Source organism: Vibrio sp. 14N.309.X.WAT.E.F5 (genome assembly GCF_030397615.1).
GTDB classification, from domain to species: Bacteria; Pseudomonadota; Gammaproteobacteria; order Enterobacterales; family Vibrionaceae; genus Vibrio; species Vibrio lentus.
The window spans coordinates 399,156-412,942 of record NZ_JAPNXR010000003.1; the positions used below are offsets into that span (position 1 = coordinate 399,156).

At 44.9% G+C, this 13,787-nt stretch carries 9 protein-coding genes; 8 read left to right on the forward strand and 1 reads right to left on the reverse strand.

What is annotated here, in order from left to right; genetic code table 11:
• Positions 1-121 precede the first annotated feature (121 nt).
• The gene (locus tag OW495_RS06180) at positions 122-1,951 is read left to right on the forward strand and encodes a formylglycine-generating enzyme family protein (protein ID WP_102513405.1); all 1,830 of its coding nucleotides are present in this window, start codon (positions 122-124) and stop codon (positions 1,949-1,951) included.
• A gap of 439 nt (positions 1,952-2,390) precedes the next feature.
• The gene (locus OW495_RS06185) at positions 2,391-3,110 is read left to right on the forward strand and encodes a helix-turn-helix transcriptional regulator (RefSeq protein WP_102513406.1); all 720 of its coding nucleotides are present in this window, start codon (positions 2,391-2,393) and stop codon (positions 3,108-3,110) included.
• Between the two features lie 121 nt (positions 3,111-3,231).
• Here the strand turns inward: OW495_RS06185 and pdxH are convergent, their stop codons facing one another.
• Positions 3,232-3,867 carry a pyridoxamine 5'-phosphate oxidase gene (pdxH, locus tag OW495_RS06190; protein WP_004732548.1) on the reverse strand — a complete coding sequence of 212 codons (636 nt, stop codon included), beginning with the start codon at positions 3,865-3,867 and terminating at the stop codon, positions 3,232-3,234.
• 166 nt (positions 3,868-4,033) lie between these two features.
• On the opposite strand from pdxH, the gene OW495_RS06195 reads away from it, so the two are divergent.
• The 6 genes from OW495_RS06195 (at position 4,034) to OW495_RS06220 (ending at position 13,607) form a co-directional block, all read left to right on the forward strand.
• The gene (locus OW495_RS06195; protein ID WP_102513407.1) at positions 4,034-5,965 is read left to right on the forward strand and encodes an ATP-binding protein; all 1,932 of its coding nucleotides are present in this window, start codon (positions 4,034-4,036) and stop codon (positions 5,963-5,965) included.
• Between the two features lie 66 nt (positions 5,966-6,031).
• A complete protein-coding gene (locus OW495_RS06200) occupies positions 6,032-7,327 on the forward strand; it encodes a response regulator (RefSeq protein ID WP_102513408.1) in 1,296 nt (431 codons plus the stop codon).
• A gap of 112 nt (positions 7,328-7,439) precedes the next feature.
• A complete protein-coding gene (locus OW495_RS06205; RefSeq protein WP_017106060.1) occupies positions 7,440-8,831 on the forward strand; it encodes an HlyD family type I secretion periplasmic adaptor subunit in 1,392 nt (463 codons plus the stop codon).
• A 59-nt stretch (positions 8,832-8,890) separates the two neighbouring features.
• A complete protein-coding gene (locus tag OW495_RS06210; protein ID WP_102513450.1) occupies positions 8,891-9,559 on the forward strand; it encodes a transglutaminase-like cysteine peptidase in 669 nt (222 codons plus the stop codon).
• Positions 9,560-9,564: 5 nt separating this feature from the next.
• Positions 9,565-11,475, forward strand: coding sequence for a LapD/MoxY N-terminal periplasmic domain-containing protein (locus OW495_RS06215; protein WP_065106000.1), 1,911 nt, complete (start codon positions 9,565-9,567; stop codon positions 11,473-11,475).
• A gap of 17 nt (positions 11,476-11,492) precedes the next feature.
• Positions 11,493-13,607: a type I secretion system permease/ATPase gene (locus OW495_RS06220; protein WP_065106001.1), complete on the forward strand. Its 2,115-nt coding sequence runs from the start codon at positions 11,493-11,495 to the stop codon at positions 13,605-13,607.
• Positions 13,608-13,787 lie beyond the last annotated feature (180 nt).

Sequence of the window (13,787 nt, forward strand, 5' to 3'; positions counted from 1 at the left end):
GATAGTTATAAACTGTATGATCGTTATAAACTGATGGTCGTTATAAACAATAGCTGCAGACGAAATGGCGTTTTCGTTTAGAATATTTGATTAACCTAAATTACGATTGAAGTAGCCCATCATGCGCCAAGGTTTTCCAGCTCTACTATTTGCACTTGCTCCCTGCTTAATGACACCGGCTGTTTTCGCTGAAGCAACACCACCAGCAATCACGTCATCTGTCACCGACATTGAAAGCTCGCTTTTCGAAAAGCATGCCGACTTAACGGCTGTCGAGAAAAAGCTCGCAGACAAACAAAATCAAGTCGATAACCATGCACAGCAATCTGCGCGTGTAGCAAAGCAGACCGCTAAAGCAGAACAAGACCTAGCAAAAGCGAAAGCGAGCCTAGAGCAAGATTACGCTCGTATGATTGATGAGCCTGACTTTGATATTTCACTCGCTCAAAACGCTTTCCAAGGGGCTTGGAAAACCGTAAAAGAGAACAAGCTTGCGATGTCTGACTCTGAACAGAAACAGCAAGGCTTGGAGATGGAACTCGAGGCTGTTCAAGCAGAGAAAGCGGCAGCAGAAGCTTCAATCGCAAACCTCAATCAAGACAAGCTAAGAGCAAGAGCCGAGCGACTAAGAAACGAGATCACTCAAACGCAAGAGCAAACGGTCAGCTTTACCAATCGTTGTAGCAGCGACATGACACTGGCACAGTGCTCAGACCAAACCGTGACCTTGGCACTTCAAAAAGCCGTAAAGCAATTCCAACATAGCCTCGTAGACAACGCGACTGAATCGAAAGCTGTAAAAGAGCACCTAGCGTCGGCTTCATTGAATATTCACGTCCTGCAACACAAAGTGAAATCCTCTGGCTTCTCTGAAGATAACCGTTACCGAGCAGTAATTGCAGCGAATCTAGAGACTCGCCCAGACAAGAACACACCTTGCCGCCTGCTGGGTATTCAATCATCAAGCTGTTTCACCCAAAGCGAGCAACAAGCCAACGATCAGCAAAAAGAAGTCGCTTGGGTTAACTTAGTGGTTCGTTCAAACCAGTACAACGACAAAGTTTCCATCAACGGCGTGAAATATGGCAGCACACCCGTTGAGGTGATGTTACCTACTGGTCAGCACATGATCACCATCGAGAAGGAAGGCTACCTTTCTTTCCATCAAGAATTGAAAATCGCTCGTGATCACAATCTCAGAGCGGTGCTACAAGCTAAGCAAAATTCATTGAATGTGGGTACCAAGTTCGCAGACCCAATGAAAGCCAACGCTCAAAGCCCAGAAATGATTGTGGTAGGTTCAGGTCGTTACTTGTTAGGTGAAAACAACGCACAGCAAGTCACCATTAAGAAGCCTTTCGCCCTTGCAGCGACACCAACACGAGTCCGCGACTTTAAAGCGTTTGCAGAAAGCACAGGCTACGAGACAGACGCAGAGTTAATGAATACCTGCGACACCTTTACAAACGCAGAAATAACCTCAGTATCAGACAAGCATTGGCAAAACCCAGGCTTTAAACAACAGGACGACTCTCCCGTTGTTTGTGTTAGCCAGAATGATGCCAAAGCTTATACACGTTGGTTATCTAAAAACACTGGCTTCACTTATCGTCTACCAACACCACAAGAGTGGGAAGCGGCAGCAAGAGCTGGCCAAGATACCAACTTCTGGTGGGGCAACGAATTCAAGTCTGGCAAAGCGAATACAGGCTGGGCTGGCACACCTTGGTCAAACGTCAGCACTTCACCAGTTAAGTCGTTCTTACCAACGCCAACGGGCTTCTACGATATGGTTGGCAACGTGTGGGAATGGACAGCCACTCAGAAAGGTTTAGCAAAAGGCGGAGCGTGGAGCTTCTCACCTGAAGAAGCTAAGGTCTTTAATGAACTGTATGTCGCGCCTTCAACCGCAGCCAATTATCTAGGATTCCGAGTAGTGCGAGAGCTATAAGCGCTCGATTACTTGTTCAATATTTTGAAATATTTACTCTAGGTTCTCAATTCTCACATTGAGTGGCGTTTATAGGGGAATTCCCCCCTTATGCATAAGCACTCCTAGGAGTAGATTCATCGATAGAGTAGTAAGTCACTCTGGGTCTCTAACTGATGCCTCAGGTTAATTTGCACGACCCTCGCGAATTAACCTGGAAATCTTCTACATGTCGACAAGGCATATCTTGTCTTTAGCCAGCCCATCTTCAGGCTGGCTTTTTTTTGCCTGTTTATCCACCCTTCCGTTCAGCTATTCCCCTCAAGGTAGACACTTAATCAACGATCCGTTTAATGGCTGTTCAACGTCTCCGGTGTGCTCGTCGTTGAGCCCCGAATTGCCATTGCAGCTCAATAAGAAACTGATATTATCAATGTGTCGCACCTAACGAGATAAAACCTTGTCAGAACCTTTAAACTCCATACATCACTCTTTATTTGAACAACTACCAGGCTGCTGGGGCTGTAAAGATACTGACTCTGTCTTCGTCTACGCCAATCTCGCTTACAACCAATTGATAGGGTTGAAGCCGGGGGAAAGCTGTACCGGCTTAACCGATTTTGATATGCCGAGCCAAACAACCGAATGTGCGCAAGACTTTAGGGCTCAAGACAAGCATGTGATGGACACGCGCTGTACGCTCAAGATCCTCGATATTCATCCTTATCCAGACGGGCGTTGGCACGCACATATCTTTACCAAAACCCCTTGGCTTGATGACAATGACAACGTCCAAGGCACGATATTCTATGGTCAAGAGCTCACTGATACGGCCATCTTAGAGGTTGGTCATTGGGTGTGTCAGGCGACGTGTGAGAAAGGAAATCAGGCATCAATAGCGGGATCAAAACCTCGAGTATCTAAACTACAAAAGAAGCTGACGGCACGAGAATCAGAAGTGCTGTTCTTATTGCTGTTCGGTAAGAAACCCCAATACATCGCACTGACGTTGAATATCTCAATCAAGACCGTCGAAGGCCATGTCGCTAGGTTGAAGCAGAAGTTCGATGCTCGCAGTAAAAGCCAGTTAATAGAGTTTGCGTTGGATTCAGGGCTAGGTTCAGTGATTCCAGAAACTCTGCTCAAAAAACAGATCTCGGTTGTTCTGCACAGCGACTGATTGATGGTTTTGTACGCTCGTACCCAGATGAAAGTACAGACAAAAAAATACCGTTGATGTGAGTAAACACAAAATCAACGGTATCTTTTGATTGGTACAACAGATTCAAATTAAGGCCAAACTAAGGCGCTAAGCGATCAATATCCCAGCTGTTGTCTTGGCGTGAGAACAAGAAGCGGTCATGCAAGCGGTGTTCGCCACCTTGCCAGAACTCAATGCTATCAACACGTACTCGAAAGCCGCCCCAGAAAGAAGGCACCGGAATCTCTCCTTTAGCAAACTTCTGTTTAAGCTCCAAATACTTACCTTCCAAGATACCACGAGCAGAAATACGACTGCTTTGCTTACTCGCGATGGCAGCTAACTGACTCTCTTTTGGACGTGATGAAAAGTACTTCATGTTTTCCATTGCTGTCAGCTTTTCAGCGGTGCCAGTAATGTGAACTTGTCGCTCTAGAGGATGCCAAGGGAAATGCAGGCTTATCTTACTGTTGTGCTCAAGTTGATGCGCTTTACGGCTACCTAAGTTGGTGTAAAAAACGAAACCGTCTTTATCAACATTCTTTAGCAGAACAATTCGTTGGAATGGCTGACCATTTTCATCAACCGTGGCAACTGTCATGGCAGTAGGGTCAGTCATCTTAGCTTCGATGGCTTGCTCTAACCATAGATTGAATTGCTCAATAGGGTCTGCGGCCAAGTCTTTACGTCTCAGTCCACCCTTAGCGTATTCACGACGAATATCTGTCAGTTCCATTTCGTTGCTCCTTTTAATTTTTTGTGATTTTGCGCTGTAATCCTTTGAAACACAAGTCTAAGCCGTGGTTTTGTCTTACAGAAAGCGTTCGGTGTTAACAAGATCTCGGTACTCAAACCATCATATTGATAGTCTATATATAAACGGATCATAAGCTGAGATACCAGTGACTAAAAAACGGCCTAACCTTCTAACACCCTTTGTTTTATTCTCATTGTTGTTAGGCATTGCAGGACTGAGTGCGACTCACTTTATGGCCGTACAGTATCAAGAAAAAATCGTCGCACAACAGCTTCATGAAGCCGCCAACAAAGCCAATCTGCAAATCGATTCCGAGCTCGAAAAATTCAAACAAATTCCTGATTTGCTTAGCCACGATCCACGCTTGATCTCTTATTTTTCTCACGACGCTCAAGCAAACAAAATGACTGCCACAGATCTCAATAAGTTGCTGTTTGAATGGTCGAATCAAAGCCAAGCAGACACCATCTACATTCATGACCAAAGTGGCACCGTCGTCGCGTCGAGCAATTACCAAAAGCCGCGTACCTTTGTTGGTGAAAACTTCTCTTTTCGTCCCTACTTTGCTTCCGCCATTAAAGGCGATAAAACCCATTATGTCGCCCTTGGTGCACGCTCAAATGTTAGGGGCTACTTTTTATCGTCACCTTTGTATATTGCTGGCAACATCGTTGGGGTCATTACCGTTAAAGTCAGTTTAGAGAACCTTGAAAATATCCTCACCAGCGATGACTTTGAGATCGTTGTACTCGATTCGAATCAAGTGGTGTTTCTTTCTAGCCAACCCAATTGGCTTTACCAATCATTGTTGCCTTTAACTCAAGGGCAACAACAAGAAATTGCGCGCAACCGCCAATACGGTCAAAGCAAAATATCGATCATTGACGCCTTTCAAGCTTCATCAGTGACCAGCAGCAACAACAGTAGCCCGTCGACAAACAATCAAACACAACTGACAACGAATCAATTAAACAAGCTAGGTAACTTTAAGCTTTATCCTGCCTCCACCAGTAATAATCAGTACCAAGTGGTTGCCTTAAAAGAAACCAAAGCCGAATTACGTAAAGTCTTGCAGATAGATGCCATCTTTCTGGTTATCTACAGCTTAGTCGTGCTCATTGCTTGGTCTTGGCGTCAAACTTACTTAGCTAAGATCGCGTTAACTCAATTGAATCAAAATTTAGAGCACACCGTTGATAAGCGAACCCACTATTTAAAGCAATCTAACGACCAACTTCAGCAGACGATTTACCAATATCAAGAATCTCAGTTAAAGCTTAAGCAAACGGAGCAAGAGCTGACACAAACCGCTAAGTTAGCCGTGCTTGGAGAGTTGTCAGCCAGCATCAATCACGAAATCAACCAACCACTTGCTGCGCTAAGAACCTACAGTGAAAACAGCCTAAAACTGCTTGAGATGGATCGCTCAGACCTGGTTAAAAGTAACCTTGAAAAAATGATTGGCCTCAACAGCACCATTACCGACATCATCGCTCGGCTCAAAGTCTTTACTCGCAAGGTCACCAAACAAGAACATCACGTGGCGAACCTACATCAAGCCGTCAATAACTCGACCAGTATTCTGAGCGCAGTGATGATCAAGCAAGGCATCACGCTCCGATTAAGTACCATACCGAATGACCTCAATATCGCCATTCACCCAACCGAGCTAGAGCAAGTGCTGGTGAACCTGATCCACAACGCCACTCAAGCGCTTCAGCAGCAGGCATTCCAACAGCAGGCACTTCAGCAACAAGACCTGTTACAACAAACGACAGAGCAGCAGTCTTTAGACCACCAAGACTTAACCCAACAAGCGAGCCCGCAGATTGGAATCGAATGGCAATTGCAGGGCGACATCTGCAAGCTTATGGTTTGGGATAACGGGATAGGTATGGCTAACGACAAGCTGAATCAACTGTTCGACCCATTTTTCACCACCAAGCCAGAAGGCTTAGGATTGGGACTTTCGATATCGAAACGCATCATTGAAGCGTATAACGGCACCATTAACGCAAACCCGCGCGAACCATCGGGGATGGTATTTTCACTCGATATTCCGCTTTATCGAAATTAGGGCTAATCCCCTGTTATAAATCACTTTATTTAACTGTAAATGCTAAGGACACCGCTTTTGCAATCTATGCCCAAACTCTATTTTGTTGACGATGAGCCAGCAATTCGAGACTCAGTAGAACAAGCCATGCTTATAGAAGGCATCGATGTTGTCTGCTTTCCCAATGCCATTGAGGCACTGAAGAAGATCAACGTTACTCAAGCCGGAATCGTGATCACCGATATTCACATGCCAGTGATGGATGGTATTCAATTGACACAGCAATTGCTCAGTCATAACCCCCATTTCCAAGTGATTGTACTCACCGGACATGGTGACGTGCAGACCGCTGTATCAGCGATGAAAGCTGGCGCTTACGACTTTCTAGAGAAACCGTTTGTGGTCGATGCTTTACTCACCGCGGTAAAAAAAGCGGCTGACAAGCTGGCATTAGTAGAAGAGAACAATCTGCTAAGAAAAGAACTGGCGATGCAAAATCAGGTCGGGCCGAAACTGATCGGGCAATCTCCTTCGATGCAAACCCTGCGTAGGGAATTAATCACCTTAGATACCAAAGCCAATCCGCTATTGTTGTTTGTTGGGGATTTAGGAACAGGAAAAAGAATCACAGCACAGTACACGCACGATTTACACAGCCATCATACCGCTGAGCTTTGCCCGATCGCGGCGTTCAATTTACCGCGTAGTGACCAGGCTACGTTTGATCAGTTTGTTCTGCAATTATTCCAAAAACATCAGGGTGGAACACTTTATATCCATGAAACAGAAGCATTAACTTCAGATCAATGGCTATGGTTATTGGCTCTAAAACCCACTCTACTTCGTGAAAACTCATGCAAGACCAATGCAACTTGTATCATTATCGCAACTACAGTAGTTCCTACTACAATTACAGGTGAACTGCGCCGATTTAATTTACTACCCTTGGCGCAAAGAACGGAAGATATCGGCTCATTGTTTAAACATTTTGCTCGTGGTGCAGCAAGTCGATATCAGTTACCACCGCCCGTTATCACAGAAAAAGAGATTCTACGGTTAATCGCTACTCATTGGAGCGAAAACATACGCCAGCTTCGCCAACATGCCGAGCTCAGAGTTTTGACACAAGTAAAGCAACCGTCTCTCGACAGTGATGAAAATGAGCAAAACGAAGAAAACCAGTTTGATGTAAAAATTGAAGAGCAACAACAGTCATTAAGCCAACGTACTGATAGCTTTGAACAAATAATTTTAATCGAGGCACTACATCGCCATCAAGGACGACTGAAAGAGGTACAACAAGAGCTCCAAGTCTCTCGAAAAACGCTGTATGACAAGCTTAGGAAACACCAACTCGACAAAACGGATTTCAAAAATCGATAACTCTTAAAAAATATATAAATTCAAAGATTTAAGCGAACAAATTCTTAACATTTCTTAGAACTAAGAATACACTCAATAGGCTTGCACCTTTATTCAGCACACAAGGACTGTTATGAGTCAGAAAAATTTCAGCAAATTGAACGATACCGAACTTGAGTACGTCGATGATAAAACAGCGGCACTGCTACTCAATACGCCAACCAGCGCGCGTATAATGTTGTGGGTAATCATTCTGTTTTTTGTTGCTGCTATTGCGTGGGCGAATTGGGCTGAAATAGACAAAGTCACCGTTGGCCAAGGCAAGGTCATCCCTTCCTCTCAAATCCAAGTGGTTCAAAACCTTGAGGGTGGTTTAGTCAAAGAGATATTGGTTAGAGAAGGCCAACGAGTTCAAAAAGGTCAACAACTGCTGTTGATCGATGACACTCGCTTTCGCTCAGACTTCCGTGAACGCGAGCAGCAAGTTGCCAACTTAACCGCCAACGTATTGATGCTTTCAGCCTCATTAACCAGTGTTGTTATCGACGAAGATTTCTCTGTAGCAGAGTGGAAAAAAAGTGTCTTACTCGACTACGGTAAATTGGCCTTCCCACCAAAATTTTACGAGGTTCAACCAAAACTGGTGAATCGTCAGAAAGCAGAATACCGTCAAGACCTGAATAACTTAAAAAACCAACTTTCTGTTTTTGATCAACAAGTTGAACAGAAACAACAAGACCTAATTGAGATTAAAGCGCGTGTTCGTAACCTAAAACAGAGTTACCAATTTGCGCGCCAAGAACTGGATATCACCAAACCGCTTGCCGATGAAGGCGTAGTACCAAGAATTGAATTGCTTAAGCTGCAAAGACAAGTGAACGACACTCGACGAGAAATGACCTCAAGCGAACTCAAAGTCCCTCTCCTACGTTCTGCCATTAAAGAAGCGATGCTCAGTCGTATCGATGCCGCACTGAATTTCCGTTCAGAGCAGCAAGAAAAGCTTAACCAAGCACAAGACAAACTCTCTGCATTAACAGAGTCCGCTGTTGGCCTTGAAGACAGAGTAAACCGTACTGTCGTAGTATCTCCGGTAACGGGCACAGTCAAAACCCTTGGCATTAATACCGTCGGTGGTGTTATCCAACCGGGTATGGACATTGTTGAGATTGTACCGACTGAAGATTCTCTATTGGTTGAAGCGAAAATCGCCCCGCAAGACATCGCTTTCCTACGTCCAGAATTGACTGCCATCGTTAAATTCAGTGCCTATGACTTCACTAAATACGGTGGTCTAGAAGGCGTGTTAGAGCACATCAGTGCCGATACTACGCAAGATGAAGAGGGTAACAGCTTCTACATCGTGCGTGTCCGCACCGAAAAGCACAATTTTGGACAAAACGAAGAGCTGCCGATCATTCCAGGTATGACAGCTTCAGTAGATATCATCACAGGTAAGAGAACCGTTCTTGAGTACATGTTGAAACCAATACTTAGCGCTCAGAACAATGCACTAAAAGAGTAAGGACGCTTGATGCTTAACACTGCTATTCAATGCGCAACCCAACCCCAAGAGCGAAGGCTATGAAGTCTCGGCTCTCGCTTTTGCTGTTGTTCCTCACCTCTTTTACCTCTGCGGCACTCAATAAGAGTGACCAACGTTGGATTGATGCTGTTTCCGAAACCTATGGAGAGAGAGCCGCTAAGCGAGTCACCACATGGCGCTCAAATATTGCGGCCTATGGTGGATTAAGCGAAAGAGAAAAGCTCGAATCCATTAATCAATTTTTCAACCAAATGTACTTTGTCGATGACAGCATACTTTGGGGAAAGAACGATTACTGGGCAACGCCACTGGAGTTTCTAGGCAGTAACGCGGGTGACTGTGAAGATTTCACCATCGCGAAATACTTCTCTTTGCTCGAACTGGGCGTGCCAGATAAAAAATTAAGATTGGTGTACGTAAAAGCACTCGAGCTAAACCAATTCCATATGGTGTTGGCTTACTACTCAAAACCAAGTGCAGAGCCACTAATTTTGGACAACTTAAACCCTGAGATAAAACGCGGTTCTAAGCGCGGTGACCTACGACCAATTTACAGTTTCAATGGTAAAAACCTTTGGTTAATTAAGTCGGCAGCAGGCAGCGGTAAGCTAGCAGGGAAATCTTCAAGATTGAGCTTATGGAACGACTTACGTTCTCGTGAGCGCTCTCTAAAATTAAACAAACCCATTATCAATTACGATGAGTAGGTACAATGACTTTATATAAACAGCTTGTGGTCGGGATGGTTGCGGTGTTCATACTGCTGATGACGTCAGTTTTTATGATCGAATTCAATACCACCCGTGGATACTTAGAGGAGCAGCAACGCTCTGAGGTAAGTAATACCATTAATACTGTTGGACTGGCTCTCGCCCCTTACCTAGAAGAAAAGGACAAGGTGGCAGTGGAGTCTGTTATCAACGCCCTGTTTGATGGCAGTTCTTACTCTGTTGTTCGATTGATTTTTCTAGACACCGGAGACGATATTCTTCGCTCTTACCCGGTGAAATCAACGGGAGTACCGGAATGGTTTACGAGTTTAAATCTATTTGAACCCGTTCATGACCGCCGCGTGATCACCAGTGGCTGGATGCAACTGGCAGAAGTCGAGATCGTGAGTCACCCAGGTCCTGCTTATGATCAACTCTGGCAGGCATTTACCCGCTTACTGACTATTTTTGGTGCGATCTTTTTACTGGGTTTGATCTCTATCTCATGGATCCTCAAGCGAGCACTGCGCCCTCTCTCATTGATCATTACCAAAATGGATCAGATCGCCAAAAACCAGTTTGGTGAACCACTGGTTCGTCCGAAAACCAAAGATTTGATCTTGGTGGTTGATGGTATTAACCACATGTCTACTCAAGTTGAACAAGCCTTTAAAAACCAAGCGAAAGAAGCTCAGAAGCTACGTGAACGCGCTTATATCGACCCTGTATCTCAACTAGGTAACCGCGCTTACTACATGTCTCAATTAACTCAGTGGTTAGAAGAGTCAAGTTTAGGCGGTTTAGCGGTACTAAAAGCCGAGTTTATTAGTGAAGAGTACGATGAAAAAGGCTACCAAGAAGGTGATGCCTTAGTTCACCAACTAGCTGAACAGTTACAGGCGTCAATTTCATCGCCAGATATCACCATCGCTCGTATTTCGAGTGACGAGTTTGGCTTCATTATGCCAAACATCGACGAGAGCGAACTTAAACTCGTCGCGAGCAGCATCGTAAACTGCATTCAAAACCTAGGTTCAGATCCAACCGGTATGGCAAACCCACACATTGCGCTTGGTGTGACATACAGTAACAAACGTAAAACCAGTACCGAAATCATGTCGCTGGTGGATAACGCGCTCTCAAGTGCGAAAGCGAACCGTGAACTTAATTATGGCTACGTCACAGCAGACGATCATGGCGCTGTGATGGGTAAACAGCAATGGCGTATGTTGGTTGAAGAAGCGATCATCAACGACCTCATCACCTTCCGTCTTCAAGCTGCAAACAATGCCTTTGGCAAAACCTATCACCAAGAGGTGTTCTCTGCGATTGAGAAAGACGGTGTTCGTTACGGTGCAAACCAATACTTGTACGCACTAGAGCAACTTGAAATGAGCCATATTCTCGACCAATACGTTATCGAGAAAATGATTGAAAAGCTTAATGCGAAAGAAGTCACGAGCCCTGTTGCCATCAATATCTCACCAAGCAGTATTTCTCAGCCAAGTTTCATCCGTTGGATTGGCAAAACTCTTGAGCAAAATGCCTCAATCGCTCACCTACTCCACTTTGAGATTCCAGAAAACTGTTTCATCAACGTTCCGCACTACACCGCGCTACTGTGTAACACCATTCGCAACGCTGACGCGGTGTTTGGTGTCGATAACTACGGACGTAACTTCCAATCATTGGATTACATCAACGAGTACCGCCCGAGCTATGTGAAGCTCGATTACTTGTTCACGCATAACCTTGATGATGAAAAACAGAAATTCACATTAACGTCGATCTCAAGAACGGCTCATAACCTTGGCGTGACGACCATTGCGTCACGAATTGAAACTCAGACTCAGCTTGATATTTTGTCTGATAACTACGTAGAAGTGTTCCAAGGCTTCATTGTTGATAAATAGTAGTAAGGTTATATCGCATGCAAGATCCACTATTGAACTCATTGATCTACGTTAGCCGATATTACGGGTTAGCTAACTCACCCGAAGCGTTGATCAATGGACTGCCACTATCCGATGGAAAGCTCACCCCTTTCCTATTCCCTCGCTCTGCCGAGCGTGCGGGATTAGTGGCGAAAGAAAACCGTTCCGACTTAGAAAGCATCCCTCATCTTATTTTACCTGCTGTTTTACTTCTCAAGCAGGGTGAGGCATGTGTTCTTAATAGTATCGATTTAGAAAAACAAGAAGCCGAGATCATCACTGCAGAAAGCGGAATGGTACCGATCGTCATTCCAGTTGAGGAATTGAAAGAACAGTTTATTGGCCGCTATTTCTTAGTCAAAAAGCAGTTTCGTTACGATGAGCGCTCACCAGAGATTCTAAAAACACGTCAAGGTCACTGGTTCTGGAGTACCATTTGGGAATCGAAAAACATCTACCGAGACGTGCTGATCGCATCTATCTTGATTAATGTCTTCGCCATTGCGGCCCCGATGTTTACTCGATTGGTGTACGACAAAGTGGTGCCCAACCTCGCCTTTGAAACCTTATGGGTACTGGCAAGCGGGATCTTCGTCGTCTTCCTTTTCGATCTGCTTTTGAAATTGATGAGAAGTTACTTTATTGATGTCGCGGGTAAGAAGTCAGACATTCTGATTTCATCCAAGCTATTCAGTAAAGTACTCGGGATTCGTATGGAAGCAAAACCGGCTTCAGTCGGTGCTTTTGCGAAAAACCTCCAAGAGTTCGAATCGATTCGTGAGTTCTTTACCTCTGCAACGATTGGCTCGTTAATCGATTTACCATTCGCTCTAATGTTCCTGGCTTTAATTTGGTTAATGGCAGGGAATCTGGTGTTTGTTCCTGTGGTAGGTGTTGTCGTTCTGATCATCTATGCATTGTTAATCCAAGGCCCGTTGCGTCGAACCATTGAAGAAGGTTCACGCCTTGCTTCTCAAAAATACGCGAACTTAATCGAGAGTCTGGCTGGGTTAGAAACCGTTAAGCTTTTCAGCGCTCAAAGCCAATTCCAATTCCGTTGGGAAGAAGCTGTCGCGCACATGGCGAACTGGAACATCAAAAGTCGCCGCATTACTGACAGCATCCAAAACACTGCAGGCTTTGTTCAGCAAAGTACCAACGTCGGTATGATCATTTTTGGCGTGTATCTAATTGCAGAAGGCGAACTTACGATGGGTGGCTTGATTGCTGCGACCATGTTGAGCGGCCGTGCCATTGGGCCTCTTGTTCAACTTTCATTGCTTTCGACGCGTTACAATCAGGCGAAATCTTCAATGACCTTAATCGAACAAGTGATGTCGATGCCTGATGAGCAAGAAGAAGGAAAGCGTTATATCCACCGCCCTATCATTCAAGGTCGTATTGCACTGGATAAAGTAACCTTCCACTACCCTGATTCTCCAGTCGCCTCAGTGAGAGATTTGAGCCTAACCATTACACCCGGTGAGAAAGTGGCGATAATCGGCCGTATCGGTTCAGGTAAAACGACATTAGAACGCTTGATTATGGGCCTCTACAAGCCCACAGAGGGCCATGTTCGTATAGACGACACTGACATGGAACAACTTCACCATGTCGACGTACGACGCAATATAGGCTGTGTACCGCAAGACAGTAACTTGTTCTATGGTTCAGTGAGAGACAACATCACATTAGGTCGTCCATTGGTTGATGACCGCGATGTTATGGATGCTGCTAACCGCGCAGGCGTTACTGCTTTCACTCAGCAAGATCCTGCAGGCTTAGAGCGCCAAGTCGGTGAAGGTGGCGGATTGCTATCGGGTGGTCAACGTCAGGCTATCGCGATTGCTAGAGCCTTTCTAGGTCGTCCGCCAGTGCTATTGATGGATGAACCAACCAGTGCCATGGATAACCGTTCAGAAATGCACATCAAGCATCAGCTTAGCCAACTGTTACCTAGCGAAACTTTGATTCTAATCACGCACAAGACTTCGATGTTAGACATTGTTGATCGAGTGATTGTGATGGAGAAAGGCAGCATTATTGCCGACGGTCCAAAAGCGCAAGTTCTGTCAGACTTGAAGCAAGGTAAGGTAAGAGCTGCAAGTTAAAGCGATCATGTGACTTAAAGAATCTAACTAAATCAATATCACTAAAAAGCAAAGGGGGAGCATCAGCTCCCCCTTTTTTTTATCTGAAATAACAACAAAAGAGGAACAAAGTAGCCGAACATTTTCTTATTTTTTCAAAGCTAAGTTGAGTAAAATGCAAAGCTATTCATTAACTAAGGG